The organism is Rheinheimera sp. MM224, from assembly GCF_947090785.1.
GTDB lineage: Bacteria > Pseudomonadota > Gammaproteobacteria > Enterobacterales > Alteromonadaceae > Pararheinheimera.
Window position 1 is genome coordinate 3271410 of sequence record NZ_OX352320.1, and the last position, 23156, is coordinate 3294565.

Consider the following 23156-nt stretch of genomic DNA (forward strand, 5'->3'; position numbering starts at 1 on the left):
GCCCCTTACCAGTTGGTTAACTGAATACCGACGGCAAAAGTACGGCCATATTCTTCGTACTGAGCATTAAAGGCACGTGTCCCTGTGTAGTTGTAATAGGGCTCATCTGTTAAATTCACCGCATTAAAGTACAACTGCACAGCTGGGTCGATTTTCCATTTAGCGCTGAAATCCCATTGCAGCTGACTGTCGCTGAATAAGTCATAAGCCGGGTCGTCAAACTCACTAACTTCCACCAGATAATCAGACTTATAATTCGCAGCTAAACGTAAGCTCCAGCTGTTGTCTTCATAACCAATGGCCATATTGGCGGTTTTATCCGATTGACTGGGTAAATCAATATCACGGGTCAGCAGCTCGCCATCATCAAACCAACTAATTTGTGCATCAGAGCGGCTTAAGGTTAAGTTGGCTGAGACTAACCAGTGATCCCAAAACTCGCTGATGCCTTGCAGTTGCTGCACATAGTTCAGCTCCAGACCATACAAAGTGGCATCATCACCATTGATAAAAGTTTCGGCGTGATTAAAGTCCAGATATTCACCCTGACCTGCCAGGTCTGTAGCATAAATAAAGTCTTTAATGTCTTTGTAGAACAACATCGCTGACATGACGCCTAACTTGTCCGGGTAGTACTCCACACCTAAATCCAGGTTGGTTGAAGTTAAAGCCTCAAGTGCCGGATTACCAAAGCTGGCTTCAACATCACCATCATCTTCTTCCAGCACAAAAGCCGGTGCCAGTTGAGCAAAACTTGGACGCACTAAAGAACTGGTAATGGCGGCTCGCACCTGGGTTTGATCTGACAGACTGTAACGGCTGATCACGGCTGGTAACCAGTGTGATTCAGAGCCGCTGTATAATTGTGGGCTGAATTCTTCAGTCGTGGCGTCGTATTTGCTACCTACAGCGTCACGTTGGTCATGTTCAAAACGGCTCCCTGCAATGACTTGCCAGTTTTCGCCTTGCCAGTTGCCTTGCAGATAAGCGGCTTTAATTTCTTCATCTACGCGAAAATCGTTAATTTGCGATTCCACTGGATCCAGATAATCATCTCTGTCTAACGTGCTTAATTCTGACAATAACAGGCCAGGATTAATGGCTGGCCCAAACCGACCTAAACCGTAATCTGCATTGCCCATAGGGTAATCGGCCAGGGTTAATTTGGTCAGGCCTGCATCTTCTAAATCTTCATACAGCCACAGGCTTTCATCTGCAACTTTGCTTCTGTCACTCCATTTCACGCCAGCTTTTAGTTCCAGTGCGCCCCAGCTTTGCAGCAATTCGCGGCTTAAATCAAACTTGGCGTTTTTCTCTTTTTCTTCGGTGAAGGTGTCAGCGACCTCGACTTCATCCAGCTCGTAGTCTTCGGCGCTGTAAGCCGACTCTGGTGCCAGTAACTGCAGCTTATCAGTGCCGCTGAAACTTAAACCTTCGTCAAATTCTTGCTTAAACTGACCATCGGCCAGACTAAAAGGTGTTTTTTCATCGGCTTTGCTGGCGCCTACTTCGGCTTTCCACTGCCAGTCTGCTAACTGTTGTTGCATCCCCAACACTACAGCACTGATGGTTTGAGTTTCTTCACGGGCTTTAATACCACGCACAAGCTCACCTGCTGAATCTACGCCAGCCTGAACTGGTTCTTCAAATTCAGTGAGTAAACCCTGACGCACTTCATCGTCGGTAAACTTGCTGTACAAAGTCCGCAGGTAGTAGTCCGTATCGCCTTCAGGGCGGTAATCTAAGTTCAGCGCTAAGCCCATACGTTTGCGGCTGATTTGATACTGGCGCTGCTCAAACTCAGCTAAAGCTTCGTCTTCAATTTCCCAGTTACCACCAGTCTCGACGTTGTCTGAGCCAAATTTACGGTCGGCATAACTGGCAGACAAAGCCACACCTAAAGCGTCTTTATCACCAGCGACATCAAAAATGCTGCTGTATAAACCTGATACTTTTGGGCTGGTTTCGCTTTGTTGCTGGTTGTAACTGCCTTCCGCGCTAAAGCTATAGAAATCATGGCTTCGGTCAAAAGCGGAAATACTTTTGATATCGACAGTGCCACCTAGAGAACCCGCTGCTTGTTCAGGGGCTATGGTTTTGGTGACTTCAACAGAGGACAATAGATCAGAGGGGATCACGTCCAAAGCCACGGCACGACGGCCAGATTCAGGCGCAGCCAGCTGGGTACCGTTGTAGGTCACTGTATTGTAATCCGGCGCTAAACCTCGCACCCGGATAAAACGACCTTCGCCTTGATCCGGCTCAACAGACAAACCTGCTAAACGGGCTAAGGACTCACTGACATTTTTATCCGGGAACTGGCCCAGTTCATCCGTTGTCGCCACACTGACAATACCGCTGGCAAAACGTTGCTGACTTAAAGCCTTACCTGCTGACGCCAACTGGCCCTGAACTTCCAGTTTTTCGATTCCGGATTCCACTTTAGCTAATGTGATATCGCCCATCATCTGATCGGCAGTCAGGTTCACTGCTGATTTTTGCTGTGGCACACCAGCGTAGCTAAATTGCAGCTGGTATTGACCTTCAGGTAAATTGGAAAACACAAAACGACCATCATGGCCTGTGACTTTACTGATTTTTAATGCCGGAATACTCACCTGCACACCAGACAACAACACCTGACGGTTATCCACCACCCGGCCTGTTAATTCTGCGGCCTGCACTGACATGGCTGAAGCGCAGATCAAACTGATGCTGCTGGCCAATAAAGCGCGACGAAACAATCTGTTCGTTTGCATAAGAAGAACCCCAATTCCTGAGTAAGTTAAAACTGTTATGTTGATTGGAATTTATTCTGCGGCGTTTTTATGACAACTCAGCGTGTCAAAGCGGCTCTGTCTGAGCTAAGCGGACCCGGGGTCTGCTTAGCTCTGCCACATTGATTTCTGTCATGTGACTGTCATCTGCCAAGTTCAGACTGGGCTTCATAGTCTGTCTTTTATGATGCGGAAGCTCTTATGGGATTTAGCTCACAGCATCCGGCCAAACTCTGGTTGACCGCTTTGCTATTTGTGCTCTGCATTTTGCTGGCGGTGAATTATGGCGAGCTAAAAACGGCAGCAGAAATTGACTGGATGGATATTCTGGGTGAAGGCAGCAGCCTTGCCGTAGTGATAGCCTGGTTATTACTGGTGTTGTCCAGCAGACCTGCGGGCCCTGTAACTAACGGCCTTTATGTAGGCTCTTTATTGCTGGTGTTGTCCTATCAGCTGAACTTACTGGACGAGTTTTTCCAATACCCTGACAGCCACAGGCTGTTGAGCTGGCTTGAATCTATTCCGGCTCCTATTGGCATGCTGATTTTAACTTTAGGCCTGATTGGCTGGCATAAAGAACAACGTTTTATTAATCAGCAACTAGCCAGCCGCGAGCTGCATTTACGGCATTATCAGTTGCTTGACCCTTTAACCAAACTTTATAAACCAGAGTATTTGCTGGCCGTACTTAAACGTGAGCTGGAGTTACAACAACAGCACCAGCAGCCTTTTTGTCTGGCCTTGCTGGACATCAGTCAGTTTGCCCGCTTTAACAAAGAACAAGGTATGGCAGCGGCAGATTTATTGCTGCAACAACTTAGTGAGCTGACGCTGGTGCAATTCAGATCCGGCGATTTAGTTTGTCGTTACAGCGGCGACAAATTTGTCATATTGATGCCACAAAGTAATAAGGCGATAGCTCAAAGTTTATTGCAAAATGCCACCAGCCAACTGAGTTTGCACCTTCATACCCAATTGCACTGGACCATCACTGAAATCACAGCAGTACAGCATGTGACTAAACCCCAGCGATTGTTATCTCAACTGTGGCAACAATTGCAAAAGCAAAAACAACAGCAAACTCAGTGGAGTCTGGTGTGAGCAAAGTGCTGCTGGCTTTTGATGACAAAGCGTTGCTGTTCAGTGCTGTAGCGCTGGATATGATTTTATTGTGCCAACGTCGCGGTTTCGCTTTAGATACTCTGCTTAAAGGCACCAGATTATTTGAAGAAGACTTACGTAAAGCCACGATAAAAATCAGCCCACAACAGTATTTGCAGCTAGTTAGCAATTGCCAAAAAGTCTTACCAGGGCCTGAACTGGCCTATTTAACGGCCCAAAGTTGGTTGCATCACAATCACTCGCCTTTGCTATTGATGCTCAGACACAGTGCCAACTTACAGCAAGCTTTACTGAGTTTTTACCGCTACCGCTCCCAACTGTTGCCTTTGGTTTATATGCGCCTGCAGCGGGTGCAGGGTCAATTACGTTTAGTGTTAAGGCCCTCTTTTGCTTTGGGAAAACAGCAGGTTTTTATAGAGCAGTTGATTCTTCACTACCTACTGGGTTTAGTGAAACAACAGCTCAGTGATACATCAAAACTAAGTATCAGTGCAACGAGCCTGGATCATGAAACCTGTTGGTTGTACCAGCATCAATGGCAACTGATACCAGAACTTTGTTTGCAAAATTGTTTGTCCTTGCCCCTTGCGCTGCTAAAGCATTCTTTTGCCGACGCTAATCCTAAGCTTTGGCAACAACAACAGAATTGGTGCCAGTATTTGCAGCAGTCGATACCAGAAAAAATCAGCTTTACTGAACAATTGGAACAATGGCTTTTTACTGTGCTAAGGCAATCGCCATCACAAGAAGAAGCCGCACGGCATTGGGGGTTGAGTTTAAGTAGTTTTAAACGTTTATTGGCACAACAACACACCAGCTATCAACAGTTGCAGGATCAGGTGAAAGCCTGCGCTGCGCAGCAAGCCTTATTACTACAAGGCATGTCGAATAAAGAACTAGCAAGCCGGCTGGGGTATTCCGACGAACACAATTTCCGTCGCGCATTTAAGCGCTGGACAGGTTTACTACCAAGCCAGTTACGCTCTTAATCCTGCTTTCTGGCAATAATATCGTTTATTTATTGCGCTTTTGACAGGATCACGACATGCTTAAGCCAAGTGAATGCCCCAAGCAAGGATGTTGCGCATGACCATAGATCAATCCTCTATTCTGATCGTCGATGACGTCAGTTCAGTTCGTTATTTTTTAAGTCAAAATCTGCGTATTATGGGCGCTGAAAAAGTTGCAGAAGCCAGCACAGGTCAACAAGCCTTGATGGCCATCAGCACCGATCACCCTGATGTAATTTTTTTGGATATTGAACTGCCGGATAGCAATGGCCACGACCTATTAACCCGCATCAAAGCATTAGAACCCAACTGCCATGTGGTGATTATGTCAGCACACAGCACAGTGGAAAATGTGAAACGTAGTGTCGAAGGCGGTGCCAGCGGTTTTATGGCCAAACCTTTTACCCCGCAAAAAATTCAGGCAACTATCAATCGTATCTGCAACTTGCCTCAAGCCCAATCTGCTTAAGCTGATTTGGGGCTCAATATCTGGTCAGCGAATTCAATCCCAGCCCTATTGCATAGTTGTATGGATTAATTATCAGACAGCTTTTGGGCTGAGCGCCTGACCGGCGAATTCAATACCATCCCAGCCGTACTGCATAAACTGCCTTATATTGGCATGATCTGAACCTGCCGGGCTTGATAACACATCTTTGCGGTAATAATCGCCAAACATTTGCAAAGCTTGTGGCTCGGATAAACGGTGCAACAAAGCAAAAGCAAATATCTTGCACGAGCCGTTATTCTCCCCTGCCGCATTGTGTTTATCGCCATTACGAAAAGCCGTTTCGGAAAAATTATATAAGCTTTCAATCAGCTCTATACTTTGCGAAAAGCTAATACTGTCTGGATCTGTCGTCAACTGACGGAAAAAATTTTCTAGCATGATAGAGATCCTGGTTAAAGTTTGTACAATTTTGGTCGATACAGTCGTTAAGCCCAAGTCAGAGAGGGAGCTACAATGCAAATCCTCAGCATCAAGCAACAACAGAACTCCAGCAGTCAGCAGCTATTGTATTCAGGCCGCAGTGTGAGTCCAGAGCGAAACGACCGCTCAACTGTAACAAAGGATAACAGAAGTTTAACTCAGACTTCTCCGTTACCTTCGGCTAATGGTATTTCCTCTGAAACTATGCCTGAGTCAAAACCTGCAGAAACAGCAGATAACAGCGGTGAAGATGGCTTCTTTAACGCTGTGTATTCCATTGGCACCATCAAACGTTTGCTGGAGCAACTGACAGGTGAAGAGTTACAAGGCTGGGTAGACCCTGCTGAATTAAACCGCGCTTTAAACGGTACAGACAACAGAGCTCAGCCAGAACAGCCACAAAACCAAAATGCCAGTGGAGTCACTATTCGTGAATGGTCGTACCGTTATGAAGCCGTCAGCGCTGACTTTTCAGGTTCTGTCGCTTTAGAGGATGGCAGCAACTTTAGCTGGTCGATGCAATTTGCCATGAGCTACGAAGAATTCAGCTACAGCGAACGCACAGAACAGCCGATGAAAGACCCTTTAGTGATGAGCTTTAACGGCCGTCCGGTGGAACTTACAGGCAAAAGCAGCGACTTTAACCTGACAGACAATGCCAAATCTATTCAGCAACTGGCGCAGGGTCAGTATTACCTCGCAAAAGACAGCAATAACAACGGCGCAGTCGACTCAGGCCAGGAATTATTTGGCCCCAGCTCAGGCGCAGGTTTTGCTGAACTTGCCAGTTATGATGAAGACCAAAACGGCCTGCTCGATCAACAAGACCCAATCTGGCAAAGTTTATGGTTATGGCGTCCTGAAGATAAAGGCTTATATAGCTTAAAAGAAATGGGCGTAGCGGCTTTAAGCGTCGATTCAATAGCCACACCTTTTAGCTTGCGCCACAAAGACGAAGTACAAGGCCGGCTGGAACGCAGCTCCATTTTTATCACCGAAGATAAAGATGTCGGCTTATTGCAGCAAATTGATTTGAAGGTGTGAGTGGGTACATAGAAAAAGCTTAGTTGTACTGCCGCGTCTCGGCGAGTACAACCCACAAGCGTTTCCACGCAAGCCTTGTCGCTGCGGCTTCAAGCACAAAACTAGCCAAACATCTCTGCAGAGCGTTTTGCCATTTCTTCTTCTGATACATCTTCAATATGAGTAGAAATCATCCAGTTATGGCCAAAAGGGTCTTGTAAACAACCACTGCGATCGCCCCAGAATTGGTCTGATACTGGCATGGTAATAGTGGCACCAGCGGCAGCTGCGCGTTCGACAAAGGCATCCACGTCAGGTACATAAATCATTAAGGTGACCGGACTCGCGCCCAGCATATCCGGGCTTTTAGTGCCCCAGTCATCATTTTGTTCACTAAACATAAATGTCGCACTGCCTATACGCATTTCGGCATGCATCACAGCGCCGGATGGCATATTCATGCACATTATCGTTTCGGCACCAAAAGCTTTTTGATAAAAATCAAATGCTGCGGCCGCATTTTTAATCACCAGATAAGGCAATACCGCAGCAAGGCCTGGTGGAATAGCCTGAACGTCGGACATGATCTTCTCCTTGTCGTCTTTTATTTGAAGTAGAAAAACGCTATCAGTATAGTCAGAGATCTTTGGCTCATTCGCCTAACTGCTGTTTTAATACATCCACCACAGACTGAAACTGCGTTTTATTTTTTTCATTCAGCGCAATCAGCGCTTCATGGGCATGCAGGATCATCAGGCCTTTTTGCTGATCGCTATAGGGTGCAGCCTGCACAGTGCTCAGCTCAACAGCAGGATGAGTAGGCTGCTGCACTATATCAAAAGCCTGATCCAGACAAAGGCTGAACAGTAGCTCATTGACGGCTGGTACAGTGCAAAACAACACAGGTTTTGCTAACTGATGCTGCTGGGCATAACGCGCTAAACCGGCCAGCAAACCAATATAAGTGCTGTCCATAAAACTGGCTTCGTTTAAATCGACCACCAGTTGGGTGCAGCGAAGTTCAGCAGAAAACAGCCGCTCCACCAGCTCGTCCATGCCACTGGCATTGGTGTAACGCAGTTCACCGGATAATTTGAAAAAACAGCATTGGTCAACGCAGGCGAACAGGATTTGCTCTGTCATACAGTTCTCACTCAGGCTATCTGTTGCCGGGTTAATTTCAGTATAGTTAAGTCGTCTGGCAACTGTTGTTCCGGATCTATCGCCAAAGCCCGTAACAAATCAGCAATGTCTCTGTGTTGGTAACTTTGTTGCAATAAGTACTGCAGTTTTTGTTCAGTGTTTTGCTGGGGTAACAGATCTAAAATGCCATCAGAACATAAAACTAAGCTGCTGTTTTGCTGCAAGACTAAACGCTGATTGTGGTAACTGGCAAAGTCAAACATGCCAACAGGGCTACTTTTAAGTTCCAGATAATGTTGCTGCTGATCCTGTTGCTGCAATAGCAAAGGCCAGGGAAAAGCCCCTGCATTGGCATAGGTCAATTCAGCCGTTTGCGTATCCAGCACCGCATAAAACAGCGCTATGTATTTGCCGATTTTGTCTTTCAGCAGCTCTTTATTCAGTTCGGTTAACACAGCGGCCGGATCCACCACAGAAGCAGAGCTGTCCCGCTGATAACGCTCCAGCCTGGAGCTGATAAAACGTTTCAGGTACACAGTGACAAATGCCGAAGCCACGCCATGGCCTGAGACATCCGCGATATAAAACACCACTTTATGCTCATCCACACAAAAGTAATCGACAAAGTCGCCACTCATAAATTCTGACGGATAAAGCACATGGCTGAATTGATACTCAGCATAATTAAAAACGGCGGGCGGCAGCATTTTAAACTGCACTTGTTTACCGGCCTTTTCGCCCGCTTCCAGCTCAGCCAACGAATGCTGCAACTGCTGATTGGTCGTTTGCAGCTGCTCTGTCCGGGTTTGTATTTGTTGCTCCAGATGTTCATTCAGATCAGCCAGTTGCCTGATGGCGATATAAGATCGTAATGCCGATACCACACTGGTGGTCAGGCGCTGTACTGTCAATTCGGTTTTCGAGCGGTAATCGTTAATGTCATAGTCCAGAACTATCCGATGTTCAGGCGCTTGCCCTGGCTGACCAGTGCGCAAAATAATACGTACCAGCTGGTTTTGCAGCTGCTCGCGGATATAACGCACCAGCATCAGCCCTGCGTCATCGGTTTCCATCACGACGTCCAGTAAAATCAGCGCTATGTTGTTGTTTTTCTCAAGAATATGCCGTGCTTCGGCCGCACTGTAGGCACTGATAAAACGAAGTTTGTGCTGCATAAAGCTAAAATCACGCAGTGCCAGTAAAGTGATTTGATGGATTTCAGGTTCATCATCCACAATCAGTACAGTCCAGTAAGCTTGCTGCTCGTCTGTGATTTCAGCATCAGCAGCAAACAACAATCTGTCTTCGTTTGACTCTGTCATTTGTGGGGCATTAAGGTGTTGTTCCATACGGCATTCCTTCACATTAATGGCTGGTCGAACTGGCATTAGCGGTTCGTTTAACTATAGTCGTCTGAGATCAAACTGCAGTTGAGACTCGGCGAACAACTGTAAAAACGCGTTCTTTCAGTGCCGGATCCGGCCAGCTTTTTTTCTGTTCTCAAGGTACACTCTGTTTAGTTTTTGCTGATGAGCCTTACCATGCTTGATCCTGTTGTCTGCCAACAAGCCCGTTTATCGCGTGACAGCCGTTTTGATGGCCTGTTTTTTATTGCGGTAAAAAGCACAGGGATTTATTGCCGCACCATTTGCCCGGCTAAATCTCCGGCTGAACATCAGGTCACCTACTTTTCCTGTGCAGCGGCTGCTGCCTCTGCAGGCTACCGGCCTTGTTTACGTTGCAGACCGGACAGTGCGCCACAGTCTCCGGCCTGGCTTGGCGTGGAAACCAGTGTACGACGCGCATTAAAACTCATTGCTGAAGGTGCCTTAGTGCATGGCGATCAGGCTGCTTTAGCATCCCGTCTTGGCATTAGTGAGCGTTATTTACGTAAACTCTTTCAGCAGCATTTAGGCGTCGCGCCAAAACAATATGCTTTGTATCAGCAGGTGCTTTTGGCCAAACAGCTGCTGCATCAAAGCCTGCTGCCAGTACATCAGATTGCTGCCTTATGTGGTTTTCATAGCATCCGGCGCTTTAATGATGCCTTTAAGCAACAATTGCTGCTTAACCCCAGCCAAATTCGCCGTAAAAAAATGACAGGACACTCATCAGTGATTGAATTACAACTTAGTTACCGTCCGCCACTGAACTGGCAAGCTCAGCTGGAATTCTGGCGTCAGCGTACTCTGGAAGGCATGGAATGGGTGAAAGGTAACGCCTATGGCAGAACTTTTAGCTGGCCAACTCAGGACGGAGTTGTGCATGGTTGGTTTGAATTAAGCCCGGCAAAAGAAGGTGTAATGCAGTTGAAGCTGCATTGGCCCAGCCAGCAAGAGTTAACCTCCGTGTTGCAACGTATTCGTCAACTGGCTGATTTAGATGCCAATATGCCGCAGATAGAACAGCAACTTGCAGCTGTGTTTGGCGACTCTTTGGAATCTGGTTTACGGTTGCCTGGGTTATGGAGTCCTTTTGAAGCAGCAGCTCGGGCTATTTTAGGACAACAAGTCAGTGTGCAAGGCGCCCGCACTCAGTTGAACCGTTTACTCTCTGAATTAGCAGAACCACTCCCAGATGACCCGGAGAAAACGCTGTTTCCAACCCCGGAAGCCATCACTCAAAACGAATTACTGATGCTGAAAGTGCCACAAGCCAGACGCGATACCTTAAAGCAACTGGCCGCTACTGTGATAGCTGAACCACAAAGCACGCCCGATGACTGGTTAAAACTCAAGGGCATAGGGCCATGGACTGTGGCTTACAGCAAAATGCGGGGTCTTGCTGATCCGGATATTTGGTTAGGTGGTGATTTAGGAGTGCAAAAAGCCTTAAAACGCCATGGCGATATCACACCGGAGCAGCTGGCGCCCTGGCGCAGTTATGCCACCTTTCAGCTGTGGTTTAGCTTATCCCGTCCTGCTTTGAAGGAGACAACCGAATGAGACAACTGCAATTTGCCACACCTTTAGGGCCATTGGTCGTTACAACGAATTTCAAAGGTATAGAGTCAGTCTTGTTCAGGGACAATAGCGAGGCACCAGATCACAGCAACGATAGCTTGCTACTGGACTGCAAAGCCCAATTTGATTCCTATTTTACCGGAACCTTGCAACAGTTTGATTTGCCTCTGGCAGCTCATGGCACTGATTTTCAACAAGCAGTCTGGCAACAGTTAAGCAAAATACCTTTTGCACAGCTTCGCAGCTACAGCAATATTGCCCATGCGCTGAATAACCCAAAAGCAGTAAGGGCCGTAGGCGCTGCCAATGGCCGTAACCCTCTGACTATTATTGTGCCCTGCCACAGAGTCATAGGTGCCAATGGCACTTTAACAGGTTATGCCGGCGGATTAGAGCGTAAAGACTGGCTACTCAAACATGAACAAAATACGGCTTTAGCCTTGGGCTTGTTTCAACTGGAGGCTCACTGATTATTCAATTTTTTCGAACAGTGATAACAAAACAATCCGCTATTGTTTCGATAAAAGAGCTGTTTTAATGAACCCATCAACCAGCCATCCCCTAATGAAGTGGAGTTTATGATGACAGCCCGTACTTTAAAACAATTGATCCCTGCCATGCTGGCCTCTGACGGCGCTGGCGTAAAAATTAAACGTAGCCTGGGTCAAAGCCAGGGCGTGCGACTGGATCCATTTTTAATGCTGGACGCTTTTGGTTCAGACAAAGCCGATGACTATATTGCCGGCTTTCCTGCCCATCCACACCGCGGTTTTGAAACCGTAACTTATATGCTGGATGGCCATATGTTGCACGAAGATCACCTCGGCAATCAGGGCCATTTAACCAGTGGTGGTGTGCAGTGGATGACAGCAGGCCGTGGCATTATTCACTCAGAAATGCCGCAACAGGAATCTGGCCTGATGCGTGGTTTTCAGCTGTGGATTAATTTGCCTGCCGCGGAAAAAATGAAAGAAGCCGCTTATGTTGATATTCCGGCTGCTGATATTCCGCTGCTGAATTTATCTCAGCAGAGTTTTGTCAAAGTGATTGCAGGCGAAACTGTAGTCAATGGTAAGACTGTGCGTGGTCCTATTTTTGGCCTGTCGACTGAACCTCTGTATCTGGATGTGCAGTTAGAAGCAGGACAAAGCCTGACCTTGCCGGTCACAGCTGGTCATAACGCTTATGTGTATCCTTTTGAAGGCGAAGTTTTTGTTGAAGGATTAAGAGTTGCAAATCATCACGGCGCTGTGCTGACCGATGGTGACAGCGTGACTGTCTCAGCAAAAAACAAAGCACGTTTTATCTTGCTGGCCGCTAAGCCTATCAAAGAGCCTGTAGTGCAATACGGTCCTTTTGTGATGAACAAGCCAGAGGAAATTGAGCAAGCTATCCGTGATTATCAGGCCGGAACCCTGACCAATAACCAGCAAGCCAAAACCATAGCTATTCATAAATCAATCTAATGCAGGGGCGGTGGCTTGTCCCCGCCCGTCTTGAATTCCAATCCGATGCTAAGTTGGGTTTATCCCCGCCCATCTATTGTTCGGGTGTAATTTAGAAAGGGCAGATGTTATCATCTGCCCTTTCTTTTAGAGAGGATCGGCAGATGCAACTTGTGGGTATTATCGGCGCTATGGAGCCGGAAATTGCAATTTTAAAAGCTCAACTGAGCGATATGACCACGGTCAAACTGGCGGATTATGAGTTTTATCAGGGCTGTCTGGCCGACACTGACGTGGTATTAGTGCAATCTGGTATAGGCAAAGTGGCTTCAGCTGTCGCTACTACCTTATTAATCAGTCAGTTCAAACCAGACTGTGTCATTAACACTGGTTCAGCCGGTGGTTTTGACCCGGAGCTGAATGTAGGCGATGTGGTGATTTCTTCTGAAGTACGTCATCACGATGTGGATGTCACAGCTTTTGGTTATGAAATGGGTCAGGTGCCACGCATGCCTGCAGGTTTTACGGCCCACCCGGCTTTGATCAGCGCAGCAGAGCAAAGCATCAATACCTTAGGTTTTTGCAAAACTAAAAAGGGGTTAATCACTACGGGCGATGTGTTTATGTGCCAGCCTGAGCGTATTGCTCAAACCCGTGCACAATTCCCGACCATGCTTGCTGTGGAAATGGAAGGTGCAGCCATAGCTCAGGCTTGTTATCAACTGAACACACCTTTTGTGGTGATCCGCAGCTTAAGCGATATCGCAGGCAAAGAGTCTCCTAGCTCTTTTGAAGCTTATTTAGAAATCGCCTCTAAAAACAGTTCTGCCATGGTGCTGGAACTTTTGAAAAACCTCAAAACAGTTCAGCTTAACTAAATGCCATATTGGCTGGCCGATCTTTCAGCTTATCCACTGGTTCTGCTAAGCATTTGGTTGCTTGGCAGCATGGTGTTATTGCCGCAGGATTACCAGCCTTTAACCTTCTTTCGTATTTTCGCCAAACAGTTAGCTGCAAAAGTTCATCCGGATCCAAACCGAGCGACCAGCCAGCAGCTGATTTCCGGCAGTTTGGCTTTGGTTTTGGTGATGTTGCCAACTCTGGCTTTACTTGCGCCTTTGTACTGGTTATCCGACTGGCCTTTAGTGCTGGATGCTTTGCTACTGTATTTTTGTCTGGACTTTGTCCACTACCGCCAGCAAAGCCACAAAATAGCTTTGGCTATTAGCCAGCAACAAAACAGCAGAGCCAAAGATCTGTTACAACCCCTGGTGTTACGTCAAACCCAGAGTTTAAGCAGCACGGGCTTATGCAAAGCAAACATTGAGATGTTATGGCTTCGTACCGCCAAACAATGGGTAGGGGTTAGTTTCTGGTTTTTAATAGGCGGTGGTTTAGCCGCTGTGGCTTATCGCTTGCTGTTGTTGTGTAATCAGCAATGGAACGATAAACAAAGCAACTTCCGTTATTTTGGTCGCCCTGCTTCTTTGTTAGCTCAATGGGCCAGCTTTCCCGCCAGCCTGCTCACTGCCCTGCTGTTGGCATTCCTGACAGATATAGCAGGAGCGTTCCGCCAATGGCGTCAGGCTTCACAGCTAAAACTCTGTTTACCCCATCTGCTTATTCTGGGTGCTCTAGCTTCTGCCTTGCGGATTAATCTGGCAGGCCCAGTGATGTACCAGCAACAGAAAAACCAGCGTCAGCGGCTCGGGCCTGCACAGTTACCACAAGTTGGTGACGTATTGGGAGCCCTCAAACTAAACCGGCAATTTCAACTGTATTCAGCTCTTCTGGTATTTATTTTCAGCCTGTTACAATGCCTTTGGTTTATTTATTAACAGCCTGATAATTTTTGTAATAATTCTTTGGAACTATACTGGACTTTTAAGCGCTATTCGCTGTATTTTCTAGGGCTTCTTACAGCAGACAACTATAAAAATAACAACCGACCTACTGAGGAATCGTTTTGCCTGTTTTAGCCCTATTGCGCTATGTATGCATCTTGTTGCTGCTTGTTTGTTTTTGCCAATCCACTCTGGCTGCGCCGCTATTGCAACCATTAACACCGGATCAAAACTTATCTCAGGGTTCAGTCAACGACCTATTACTCGACCGTCAGGGTTTTTTATGGGTTGCTACCGATGCAGGTTTAAACCGCTTTGATGGCTATAAAAACCTGATCATAGGCGCTGGTTCTGCGCAGTTACAAAGTCTGGCATTCACCAAATTATTGATCGACCAAAAACAACGTTTATGGGCTTTAGCACCACGCTCGGGTTTGTATGCCTTTGATCCAGTCAAAGCACAGCTGTTTTTACATGGCTCCTTACCAGGTGCAATGACACTGGAAAACCGCTTTATCAATTTAACTCAGGCAGACAATGACGATTTGTTACTCAGCAGCAGAACTGAGTTGTATAGCTATCAGATAGACAACAGCCAACTGACTCTGTTGGCAAAGCTGGCCGATCTGGATTTAGCCCATGCCCTGATCCGCACTGTGCTCAATACCAAAGAATGGATTTTACTGGGCACCAGTCACGGTTTAGTACTCTATGACAAAGCTGCGAAAAAACTCAGTCTGGTGCCGCATTTACCACAAGGGCAAACACTAGACTATCAACGTCATGTCAAGACGTTGGAACTCAACAAAAATCAGCTGCTGATTGGTACAGTCGAAGGTCTGTATCAATTGCAACTGGATGAAATCGCGCAATTCCTGCAAACAGGACAAAACCCGATCAGTACAGAGCTGATTGCAGGCCCCAATGTCTGGCAAATTCAGGTTCAGTCGGATCACTTCTTAGTAGGCACAGAACGTGGTTTATTGCGTTACACGCCTGAGCTCAATAGCACAGAATTGGTACTGAATTTCAGCGAAAGTAACTTCAATTTATCCGACGATAATGTGGTGGCTTTGCAACAGGATGGCCAGGGCGGTTATTGGCTGGGCAGTCGTTTTGATGGCGCTTATTATTGGCATCCTCGCAGCAAAGCTATCCGCAGTTTCAGTCAGACAGGCACCGATGCACTAAGCAATGACAAAATTACGTCTATTGCTGAAAAAAGCAGGGAAGAGCTTTGGCTTGGCAGCCGCAATGGCTTGAATTTATTAAATCTTGAAACTCAGCAAGTTCAGCATTTTCTGGTTAACCCGGATCCAAAAGCGGTCTGGCATACCAGCACCATCATGAATCTGTCGATGGATAAAACAAGTGGCTTATGGTTTTTGTCGTCCAGCGGTTTAAACTATTTTTCAGTCCAACACAAAGAACTGCAACAACCTAAGCTGACCGATGCCACTAAAAAAACGATATTGGAAACAGCGCGACCGGGCAGCTGGCTAAACCAACAACAGCCCTTTTACCTGCTGACAGAGAAAAGTTTTTATCTGTATAACGCAGAGACAGGTGAACTGGACGAACTAACCGACTTAAGCAAAAAAATAGCTGCCAGTACAGTGCGGATTATTTTAGGCAAATGGCCAGGTCAGCCAGAGTGGCTGGTGTTATCTGCCTATGAAAAAATCTGGCTATACAATGAAAAAACCCAAGAACTAAAACCCTTGTATCAAGCCGAAGCGAACCCGGCTTTTAGTATGCGTTTTGCCGACAAAATGGCGCTGGATAAAAATAATACCTTGTGGTTCAGCGCTTCAGATATTGGTTTACTGGCCTTTGATGCCAATACCATGCAGCTGAAACACCACTTTCATAGTAAAAACAAACTCAATACCAATGTGGTTTACGCGGTCAATCGTGACCAAGTGGGGCAGATCTGGTTTTCCAGCTTGCATGGTGTGTCTTCGCTGAATGTCGACACTTTGCATATTGAACAGTTCAGTAAAAAAGACGGCCTAACCAGTAACGAATTTATCAGTCAAAGCAGTGACACCTTAAGTAATGGCGAAATGGCTTTTGGCTCAATACGGGGTCTGAATCTGTTGTCTCCGGTGGCCTTGACTGAACCCAGACGCAAACCACGTATTGTTATTACTCAGCTGGATTTATTGTCATCGCCTATAGAAAGCCCGATGACAGATTTATCAGGTCAGTCTTTTACTTTGCCTTACGATAGTCAGGGTTTAACCATTAGTTATTCCAGCCTGAATTTCCGTGACAGTGGCAAAATGCGTTATCGCTACTGGCTGGATGGTCCGCAGCGTTTGGTTTTCCCGGAGCAAAGCTCAAGCTCAGTGATGTTTCCACAACTGACTCCGGGCAATTACCAGTTTAATGTAGTGGCTGTATCCCCTGTCACAGGCCTTGAAAGTGAAGTCGCAACCTTGCGACTTCAAGTGCAGCCTGCGCCATGGCTTAGTCATTGGGCTTTTATAGCTTACGCTTCTATTTCTTTGATTGTGATGTTGTTTTACCTGCGCACCCGTCAAAAACAGCAACGTATGCTCAAAGTAGCTCACTCAAAAGTGACCGCCAGTGAACAACGCTTAAAACAAGCTCTGGACTCTATCGATAGCGGAGCCTGGGAATGGCATGCGCATAAAAATATTATGTTCGCGTCCAGGATCTACAGCATGCTTGGCTATCAGGAAGCCCTGAATCCGCTGGCGATGACTCAGCACCTGTCATTATTGCATCCTGAGGATAAAGAGGCTTACCAGCAAGCCTGGCTGAAGCTAATGCAAACACCGGATAAAACCTTCGACCACACCTATCGTATGCAGCATAAAAACGGCAAATGGCTGTGGTTCCGTGACATAGGTAAAGTGGCTGAAGTGGATGACAAAGGTCAGCCTGAGCGGGTGATAGGTACCTTCAGTAACATTACCGAAACCCGAGCGAACCAGGAAAAAGCCAGGTTATTTGGTGAAGCTTTTCAGCAAACCCGTGATTGGGTGGTCATTTTAGATGCCAGTCAGCGTGTCATAGCTGCCAACCAGTCTTTTGCTGATGTATTTGGATCTGTGGATCAGTATCTGGTCAGCCCTAAAACCCATCATTTAGGTATCAGTTTACAACGCCGTCGTTTTTATACCAGCTTGCTGCGTGGTTTAACCGTCAACCAGCACTGGCAAGGTGAAGAGCTGGTGCATACGCCGGATGGCAAAGAGCGCCCTACCCTTATTAATATCAGCGCTATTGGCGATATAGATAAAGTAGAGTTTTTTGTCTTGGTGTTTACCGATATCACCGCACAAAAAGTGGCAGAAGAAGAACTACGTTATTTGGCCAGTTATGACTCACTGACAGGCTTGCCTAACCGTACTTTGCTGATGGACCGTATTCAGCATGGCATTGAGCAGGCAAAACGGGCGAAAAAATCTCTGGCCTTGTGTTTTATCGATCTGGATAAATTTAAGCAGGTAAACGACTCCTTAGGCCATGATGTTGGCGATCAATTACTGCAGGAAGTTGCCAGACGTTTGCGTACCACTTTAAGAGAAACAGACACTATAGCGCGCCTGGGCGGTGATGAATTTGTCGTGCTGCTGGAAAGCTATAAAAACGATGACAACATCAGCCATGTTGCACGCAAAATGCTGCAGTCTATTGGTGAACCTATGCAGTTGGGAATTCATACCGTCAGCGTATCACCCAGTATTGGTATCGCAGTTTATCCGGACGATGCGACAGACGCTAATTCGTTATTGAAACATGCTGACGTGGCCATGTATCACGCCAAAGATTTGGGCCGTAATAACTTCCAGTTTTTTATTGCTGAAATGAACGAAAAAGCCCATATGCAGCTGGCCAAAGAAACTCAGTTGCGCCAGGCCTTTAAAGATGGCGAATTTATTAACTACTACCAGCCTATTGTCGATTGTCGCAGTCAGTCGGTGATAGGTGTTGAAGTCTTAATGCGTTGGATCCACAAAGGCAGCTTCATTCCACCGACTGAATTTATTCCTATGGCAGAAGATTTACGTCTGATTATTCCTATGACGTTATCTTTGCTGGAACGGGCACTCGTTGATTTACAGCAATGGCGTCAGGCTGGATTAGATTTGTATTTGTCGGTGAACTTGTCCACCAGTCATTTAGAACAGCTTTCTTTGGCAGAACATACTGAAAAGCTGTTGGCGAAATATCAGTTGCCTCCTTCTTGCCTGCGTTTTGAGGTGACTGAAAGTGCTCTGATGCGGGATCACGAAAAAGCCATTACCACTATGCTGGCACTGAACCAACTGGGAATTCAGCTGGCTTTGGATGACTTTGGTACAGGGTATTCATCATTAAAATATTTAAAAGAATTACCTATAGATGCCATCAAAATTGACCGCAGTTTCGTCAAAGACATCGGCATAGATCCAGACGATGAAACTATTATCGAAGCAATTCTGTCGATGGCAGGCAGCTTAGGTATGAGTTGTGTCGCTGAAGGCGTAGAAACCGAACAACAACTGGCATTTTTCAGCAGCCGCCAGTGTTATCTGATCCAGGGTTATTTGTTTGCCAAACCAATGCCAGCTATTGAGCTGATTAACTGGCTGCATAGTGAACATTTGAATTAAGTGGTTGTGCATAACATTGACCTGAATGGCTAGCTACTCATTATGAGTTCAGCGCGGCAGGCAATAATGTTTAAGGTGTTTTTATGCACGTTTTTTTTAAAAGCCAACGTACCGGAACTCTCACTAACGCAAATGTTAAAAACCAAATCAGCACTAATCCCAAGCCAGCAGCATAAAATCCTGAGTCATGCAAAACTTTATCGTTTTCTTTTAACTCTATGATCAAACCATTAGATTTTAAGTACCTTGCAATTAATGGCTTACCTGCCATTTCAGCTATAAAATCGTCGCAAGAATTATATTTCTTCAAGGTATAATATTGTTCATTATCCAAGCGAAAATAACCTTGATAATTTGACCATTTTTCATCTTTTTTGCAGGTTAGAACACTCCCTGCCAGATCGACCTTACCGATATTTGAATCACTTCTGCTGTTTATAAACCATCCAATAAAAAGCAGAGCCAGTACCGTCGATATAAAAAAATCAACCTTAAATAAATGGCTAGCTTTAAGCATTATTGCGTCTCATCAATGGCATGGTCTTAAATTTGGGGGAAAGGTCAACCTGAAGATTCCATTTTGACATTGATGCAATCCTTTCCAACCTAACTATTTGCTAATGGGCTGCCGCAGCGCAGCGTAGGCAGTTCAGTGGAGGCCACGTTGTTTGTGGCCGGAACGGAATTCAGCAACTTGTTAGAAGTTTCTACCACTACCAGCCCTCCAAATGTGTGCCAAGTTCCCTACCTCTGACAGCTTCATCTTTGCTCAAGAAGGCTTCGAGAGCTTCCGGCTTTCTTAAACTAAGCCTATGAAATAACACGTTCGTCAGAAAGTATATAAGCCACAGAAAAACAAGAAAAAATGCAAACAAGCCCACTTTTTCGCTCAATTGAAGATCTTTGTCAAAGTAGAGCATTGGCACACCGATAATTGAGACAAGCCAAGTCATATGAATGAAAGAAACTCTAGCAGCAAGCAGCAATACTTTCGTTGAGTACATCGTGTTCCTCTGATCTTCAGTAGGTCTTCTAACGTCCCTCTCGACGGATTTGTTAGACCGATTTGACGTAGGAGCGTAATGCATCGGCTATGTTTCTTCGGTTCATGTAATGGTAATAGCCATCGGAATCAACAAGCTCGTAGTCCATGGCACCACACCAGTTGTTGATTCTTCCATACCCTGGAGCGCGTGGAATGACGCCATCTTTTCCCGGAGCACAGTGTTTCGCTAAGTTCATGCGGAACAACTCAACCATTCTGTAGATAGGCTCTAGCCCATCCCATGTTTTGTTGATCCTTTCCCGATACTCCTCGGAGTCTCGATACGTTTCGAGCTGCCTGCGTCTTACATCTATTGTGAGGTTTCCAAGTTCGTCATCAGGCAGGTCATTTAACTTTGGCTCTATGCCGCCATTAACGAACAGCTTGTTGAATTGGAATTTTCTGTCTCGCCACATTCGAAGTACTTCGTACAGGTTGTACACCCACATTTGAGAGAGAGCTGACACGGCAAGAGCGGACTCCATTGGAGTTTTTTCTATTTCGAAGTATTCACGAAGCAAAGCGTACTCATGCTCAGTGATGATGGAGTCCACAATGCCAACATTCATTGCTTGCATGCCAAGCCACAAGTCATCTTCAAAAAACGGAAGTTTCTTCATCCCCATCGTAACTATGCTGAAATCCAGTTCGTTCCAGCTCTGATATGGAATTTCGTCTCGCTCCGATTGGTTGTCAATGTCCTCCATGTTCTCTGTGTCCTTTGTGGGCGAAGTTGCTCGCTTGAAGAGTGTGTGCAAGAGTCGACGAAGTCGAGCAATTAGCATAGGTCTAACGCCGCAAGCAGCGGCGAGCGATAGCGAGTCCAGCACCGAAGGTGCGTTGCTGCCTTGCCTTGTTAAGTGCATTATCTGCTAGGGTCAAAATAGTCGAAGCTATCATTCGGAATCATTTCACCTTTAAAAAAGCCTTCAAAAACTAGCTGCACTCTTTCTCTGCGGTCAAATACCTGGTCAGAATCCAAGTCTTTAATGGCGAAGAAGTCATTTTTGTTGTGGTGTGCTTCAAATGTCATCATTAGATAGCTAAAGATTCTAGCTATCGGCCAAGCAATCTCTCTAGGTATGCAATCATCGTCGCCATGTTTTATTGCAAGGTCGTAGATCGCGTTATCTAGTTTCCTGTATTCATCATCCCATATGTGAGACTCATGAAGTTTTGATATGAAAGATTGCTCATCAAATAACTCGCTTGATGCCCAATTCCTAAACAGATCTTCGATAATGTAATCTCCTGAGCACTTAACATTTGTATATTGTGCCGGCACACTTTACCTGGTTATACCAGATCACAAGCCAGCGTTAACGAATTGATGAAGATTGATTAATCAAAACCAACCTCTACAAGCTAGGGCCAAAAGCGTGCTGGCACATTATTACTTTTCTCTGGCCTGTTATTTTTTTTCCGCCCAACGCTAAGTGCCTAAATTAGAGCGTTTTTCCTTCTTCAGCAACAAATAAATGTGCCTGTTGACTTGTTCAAAGCGTGCCTGTTTTATGGTTATAGCAAATTACACTGTGTATTCGCCTCTATCTGCAAGCAACACCCTGCACAGCTTTGCAACATCAATATCTTCGGGTATATACTGCGCGCCTCTTCGATTGATGTGATTTCCGATGCAACCCAATCTGCTGAAAGGCGCATTATTGCTTTTATTGGCTGAAGCTTGTTTTGCCGGTATAGGCGCTTTGGTTAAACTGACCAGCGATAGTGCCAGTCATGCGCAGGTGGTATTTTTCCGCAACTTTTTTGCCTTACTGGTCATGCTGCCCTGGCTTTGGGTGCAGGGCAAACAACTGCTCTATACAAAGCGCTGGTATCTGCATTTAAGCCGCTCCATTACCGGCATTATTTCGATGTACTGTTTCTTTTATGTCATCAGCCAACTGCCTTTAGCGCAAGCCATGGTAGTGCTGTTGATGTCGCCTTTTATAGTGCCACTCATAGCTAAATTCTGGCTAAAAGAAACGGCCAGCCGCCTGACCTTGTTCAGCATAGCGCTGGGCTTTGGTGGTGTATTGCTGGCTTTGCCTATTGCCACAGGCGGTGGTGCTTTTTACCTGTTTTTAATAGCACTGCTGTCAGCCGTGTTAGTGGCGGTCACCAAAACCACCATTCGGTATATGTCCGACACTGAACCTGCGGCACGTATCGTCTTTTATTTTTCCTTACTGACCGCCATTATCTCCTTTGTTCCTGTGCCTTTTTACTGGCAGGAATTACCAGTTATTGCCTGGTGGGCTTTTGGGTTTATGGGCGTATTAGCAGCTATAGGCCAGATGGCGATGACCAAAGCTTATGCTTTAGCTCCCGCTTCTGATATTGGCATCTGGACCTACAGCTCTGTGATTTTTGCCGGCCTCTTTGGTTATTTATTCTGGTCTGAACCTGTCACCATGAGCTGGTTTGCTGGTGTGGCTATTATCTTTTACGCTGGGTATATCAGTACCAGACAACGTTTATGGTAAACATTTTTTTGACAAATAGAACAAAAAACGGAACAATCAGGACTAAAATAAAAACCAAAAAATATGGATATTTGCATGATACCTAAGGTTTTGTTGCTTGGAATAATGCTGTTTTTTTCGGCTCTTGCGTTAGCAATGACTGATACTGAAGGTTCAGATAGTCATAACAGCCCCCATGCTCAACAATTAAAGCCCGTTTTATCGACAAACCTCGCGCAGACACCGCGATTTCTTATGGTTGTTAAAACTATGGCTCCTGACAGCCCCATATCTGTTTGTTTTATAAAAAACTCTGGCTGCTTTGAGCTCAAGGGCTATGTCCATAAAAATGAAAATAGCGCTAACCTGTCACTGAATCATCAATACGGCATGGACACTCATGTTCAACTGGAAAGCTTTCTGCAAAAATATTTTGTCACAGATAAGCACATGTCATGCCGTACAAGCCAAACAGGATGTGATACAGACACCGATACTTGCTCTATTGCAATGAAATGCGAAAAGCCGTAGATGCTTGTGTTTCATTTTGAAATCGGGCCCTTAGCGGGCCTTTTCTTTATTTAGTTAGTTCTGTTGTTCTTCCCCAAAAATTTATTTTTATTCCGTTCAAACCTTTTTTCATCCTGCTATGTTCGTCCTATATTCGTCAGGGTCATCACATTAGACCTGACACCATTTTTGCTGCTTTGTTGTCCCGCATCTGCCGCCATTTATCCCAAACCAAAAACAAGTTCTTCGA

The 23156-nt window shown here is 45.9% G+C and carries 21 protein-coding genes; 12 read left to right on the forward strand and 9 right to left on the reverse strand.

The genetic code is table 11. The features are described from left to right. Window positions 1–5: 5 nt before the first annotated feature. Window positions 6–2759, reverse strand: a complete 2754-nt coding sequence (locus OM978_RS15455; protein ID WP_264343169.1) for a TonB-dependent receptor — start codon at window positions 2757–2759, stop codon at window positions 6–8. A 219-nt stretch (window positions 2760–2978) separates the two neighbouring features. On the opposite strand from OM978_RS15455, the gene OM978_RS15460 reads away from it, so the two are divergent. From OM978_RS15460 to OM978_RS15470, 3 genes are all read left to right on the forward strand, one after another. Further along, window positions 2979–3878: a GGDEF domain-containing protein gene (locus tag OM978_RS15460; protein WP_264343170.1), complete on the forward strand. Its 900-nt coding sequence runs from the start codon at window positions 2979–2981 to the stop codon at window positions 3876–3878. Beyond that, the gene (locus tag OM978_RS15465; RefSeq protein ID WP_264343171.1) at window positions 3875–4888 is read left to right on the forward strand and encodes a helix-turn-helix transcriptional regulator; all 1014 of its coding nucleotides are present in this window, start codon (window positions 3875–3877) and stop codon (window positions 4886–4888) included. Before OM978_RS15460 ends, OM978_RS15465 begins: the two co-directional genes overlap by 4 nt. Window positions 4889–4985: 97 nt before the next feature. Beyond that, window positions 4986–5378: a response regulator gene (locus OM978_RS15470; RefSeq protein WP_264343172.1), complete on the forward strand. Its 393-nt coding sequence runs from the start codon at window positions 4986–4988 to the stop codon at window positions 5376–5378. A gap of 72 nt (window positions 5379–5450) precedes the next feature. Here OM978_RS15470 and OM978_RS15475 read toward each other — a convergent pair whose 3' ends face one another. After that, complete coding sequence (locus OM978_RS15475) at window positions 5451–5798, reverse strand: HopJ type III effector protein (protein WP_264343173.1); 348 nt, start codon at window positions 5796–5798, stop codon at window positions 5451–5453. A gap of 75 nt (window positions 5799–5873) precedes the next feature. Between OM978_RS15475 and OM978_RS15480 the strand changes: the two genes are divergently transcribed. Next, window positions 5874–6884, forward strand: coding sequence for a hypothetical protein (locus OM978_RS15480; RefSeq protein ID WP_264343174.1), 1011 nt, complete (start codon window positions 5874–5876; stop codon window positions 6882–6884). 101 nt (window positions 6885–6985) lie between these two features. On the opposite strand, the gene OM978_RS15485 is transcribed toward OM978_RS15480, so the two are convergent. From OM978_RS15485 to OM978_RS15495, 3 genes are all read right to left on the reverse strand, one after another. Next, on the reverse strand, window positions 6986–7447 hold the full coding sequence (locus OM978_RS15485; RefSeq protein WP_264343175.1) for a VOC family protein: 462 nt from the start codon (window positions 7445–7447) through the stop codon (window positions 6986–6988). A 67-nt stretch (window positions 7448–7514) separates the two neighbouring features. Then, window positions 7515–8006 carry an STAS domain-containing protein gene (locus OM978_RS15490; protein WP_264343176.1) on the reverse strand — a complete coding sequence of 164 codons (492 nt, stop codon included), beginning with the start codon at window positions 8004–8006 and terminating at the stop codon, window positions 7515–7517. 11 nt (window positions 8007–8017) lie between these two features. Continuing rightward, entirely contained in the window at window positions 8018–9355 is a 1338-nt protein-coding gene (locus tag OM978_RS15495; RefSeq protein ID WP_264343177.1) for a PP2C family protein-serine/threonine phosphatase, read from the reverse strand. Window positions 9356–9547: 192 nt separating this feature from the next. Here OM978_RS15495 and OM978_RS15500 point away from each other — a divergent pair, with 192 nt between their 5' ends. The 6 genes from OM978_RS15500 to OM978_RS15525 all read left to right on the forward strand — a co-directional run bounded on the left by OM978_RS15500 (window position 9548) and on the right by OM978_RS15525 (window position 18886). Beyond that, on the forward strand, window positions 9548–10951 hold the full coding sequence (locus OM978_RS15500) for an AlkA N-terminal domain-containing protein (RefSeq protein WP_264343178.1): 1404 nt from the start codon (window positions 9548–9550) through the stop codon (window positions 10949–10951). Then, window positions 10948–11439, forward strand: a complete 492-nt coding sequence (locus OM978_RS15505) for a methylated-DNA--[protein]-cysteine S-methyltransferase (protein WP_264343180.1) — start codon at window positions 10948–10950, stop codon at window positions 11437–11439. Before OM978_RS15500 ends, OM978_RS15505 begins: the two co-directional genes overlap by 4 nt. 111 nt (window positions 11440–11550) lie before the next feature. Then, complete coding sequence (locus OM978_RS15510) at window positions 11551–12435, forward strand: pirin family protein (protein WP_264346958.1); 885 nt, start codon at window positions 11551–11553, stop codon at window positions 12433–12435. Between the two features lie 143 nt (window positions 12436–12578). Continuing rightward, the gene (gene mtnN / locus OM978_RS15515; RefSeq protein WP_264343181.1) at window positions 12579–13292 is read left to right on the forward strand and encodes a 5'-methylthioadenosine/S-adenosylhomocysteine nucleosidase; all 714 of its coding nucleotides are present in this window, start codon (window positions 12579–12581) and stop codon (window positions 13290–13292) included. Beyond that, window positions 13293–14252, forward strand: a complete 960-nt coding sequence (locus OM978_RS15520) for a cobalamin biosynthesis protein (protein WP_264343182.1) — start codon at window positions 13293–13295, stop codon at window positions 14250–14252. Between the two features lie 212 nt (window positions 14253–14464). Further along, complete coding sequence (locus OM978_RS15525) at window positions 14465–18886, forward strand: EAL domain-containing protein (protein WP_319633877.1); 4422 nt, start codon at window positions 14465–14467, stop codon at window positions 18884–18886. 70 nt (window positions 18887–18956) lie between these two features. Here the strand turns inward: OM978_RS15525 and OM978_RS15540 are convergent, their stop codons facing one another. From OM978_RS15540 to OM978_RS15555, 4 genes are all read right to left on the reverse strand, one after another. Next, entirely contained in the window at window positions 18957–19403 is a 447-nt protein-coding gene (locus tag OM978_RS15540; protein WP_264343183.1) for a hypothetical protein, read from the reverse strand. Window positions 19404–19599: 196 nt separating this feature from the next. Further along, window positions 19600–19890, reverse strand: a complete 291-nt coding sequence (locus OM978_RS15545; RefSeq protein WP_264343184.1) for a hypothetical protein — start codon at window positions 19888–19890, stop codon at window positions 19600–19602. Window positions 19891–19942: 52 nt separating this feature from the next. After that, window positions 19943–20638 carry a hypothetical protein gene (locus OM978_RS15550; protein ID WP_264343185.1) on the reverse strand — a complete coding sequence of 232 codons (696 nt, stop codon included), beginning with the start codon at window positions 20636–20638 and terminating at the stop codon, window positions 19943–19945. A gap of 158 nt (window positions 20639–20796) precedes the next feature. Continuing rightward, a complete protein-coding gene (locus OM978_RS15555) occupies window positions 20797–21216 on the reverse strand; it encodes an immunity 41 family protein (protein WP_264343186.1) in 420 nt (139 codons plus the stop codon). A gap of 349 nt (window positions 21217–21565) precedes the next feature. Between OM978_RS15555 and OM978_RS15560 the strand changes: the two genes are divergently transcribed. After that, on the forward strand, window positions 21566–22417 hold the full coding sequence (locus OM978_RS15560) for a DMT family transporter (protein ID WP_264343188.1): 852 nt from the start codon (window positions 21566–21568) through the stop codon (window positions 22415–22417). A 75-nt stretch (window positions 22418–22492) separates the two neighbouring features. Further along, the gene (locus tag OM978_RS15565; RefSeq protein WP_264343189.1) at window positions 22493–22927 is read left to right on the forward strand and encodes a hypothetical protein; all 435 of its coding nucleotides are present in this window, start codon (window positions 22493–22495) and stop codon (window positions 22925–22927) included. The last annotated feature ends 229 nt before the right edge of the window (window positions 22928–23156 follow it).

Excerpts from the sequence above, each read along its gene's own strand:
- OM978_RS15455 (WP_264343169.1), bottom strand. The coding sequence starts at position 2,759 with ATGCAAACGAACAGATTGTTTCGTCGCGCTTTATTGGCCAGCAGCATC.
- OM978_RS15460 (WP_264343170.1), top strand. The coding sequence starts at position 2,979 with ATGGGATTTAGCTCACAGCATCCGGCCAAACTCTGGTTGACCGCTTTG.
- OM978_RS15470 (WP_264343172.1), top strand. The coding sequence starts at position 4,986 with ATGACCATAGATCAATCCTCTATTCTGATCGTCGATGACGTCAGTTCA.
- OM978_RS15475 (WP_264343173.1), bottom strand. The coding sequence starts at position 5,798 with ATGCTAGAAAATTTTTTCCGTCAGTTGACGACAGATCCAGACAGTATT.
- OM978_RS15480 (WP_264343174.1), top strand. The coding sequence starts at position 5,874 with ATGCAAATCCTCAGCATCAAGCAACAACAGAACTCCAGCAGTCAGCAG.
- OM978_RS15485 (WP_264343175.1), bottom strand. The coding sequence starts at position 7,447 with ATGTCCGACGTTCAGGCTATTCCACCAGGCCTTGCTGCGGTATTGCCT.
- OM978_RS15490 (WP_264343176.1), bottom strand. The coding sequence starts at position 8,006 with ATGACAGAGCAAATCCTGTTCGCCTGCGTTGACCAATGCTGTTTTTTC.
- OM978_RS15495 (WP_264343177.1), bottom strand. The coding sequence starts at position 9,355 with ATGGAACAACACCTTAATGCCCCACAAATGACAGAGTCAAACGAAGAC.
- OM978_RS15500 (WP_264343178.1), top strand. The coding sequence starts at position 9,548 with ATGCTTGATCCTGTTGTCTGCCAACAAGCCCGTTTATCGCGTGACAGC.
- OM978_RS15505 (WP_264343180.1), top strand. The coding sequence starts at position 10,948 with ATGAGACAACTGCAATTTGCCACACCTTTAGGGCCATTGGTCGTTACA.
- OM978_RS15510 (WP_264346958.1), top strand. The coding sequence starts at position 11,551 with ATGACAGCCCGTACTTTAAAACAATTGATCCCTGCCATGCTGGCCTCT.
- mtnN (WP_264343181.1), top strand. The coding sequence starts at position 12,579 with ATGCAACTTGTGGGTATTATCGGCGCTATGGAGCCGGAAATTGCAATT.
- OM978_RS15520 (WP_264343182.1), top strand. The coding sequence starts at position 13,293 with ATGCCATATTGGCTGGCCGATCTTTCAGCTTATCCACTGGTTCTGCTA.
- OM978_RS15540 (WP_264343183.1), bottom strand. The coding sequence starts at position 19,403 with ATGCTTAAAGCTAGCCATTTATTTAAGGTTGATTTTTTTATATCGACG.
- OM978_RS15545 (WP_264343184.1), bottom strand. The coding sequence starts at position 19,890 with ATGTACTCAACGAAAGTATTGCTGCTTGCTGCTAGAGTTTCTTTCATT.
- OM978_RS15550 (WP_264343185.1), bottom strand. The coding sequence starts at position 20,638 with ATGGAGGACATTGACAACCAATCGGAGCGAGACGAAATTCCATATCAG.
- OM978_RS15560 (WP_264343188.1), top strand. The coding sequence starts at position 21,566 with ATGCAACCCAATCTGCTGAAAGGCGCATTATTGCTTTTATTGGCTGAA.
- OM978_RS15565 (WP_264343189.1), top strand. The coding sequence starts at position 22,493 with ATGATACCTAAGGTTTTGTTGCTTGGAATAATGCTGTTTTTTTCGGCT.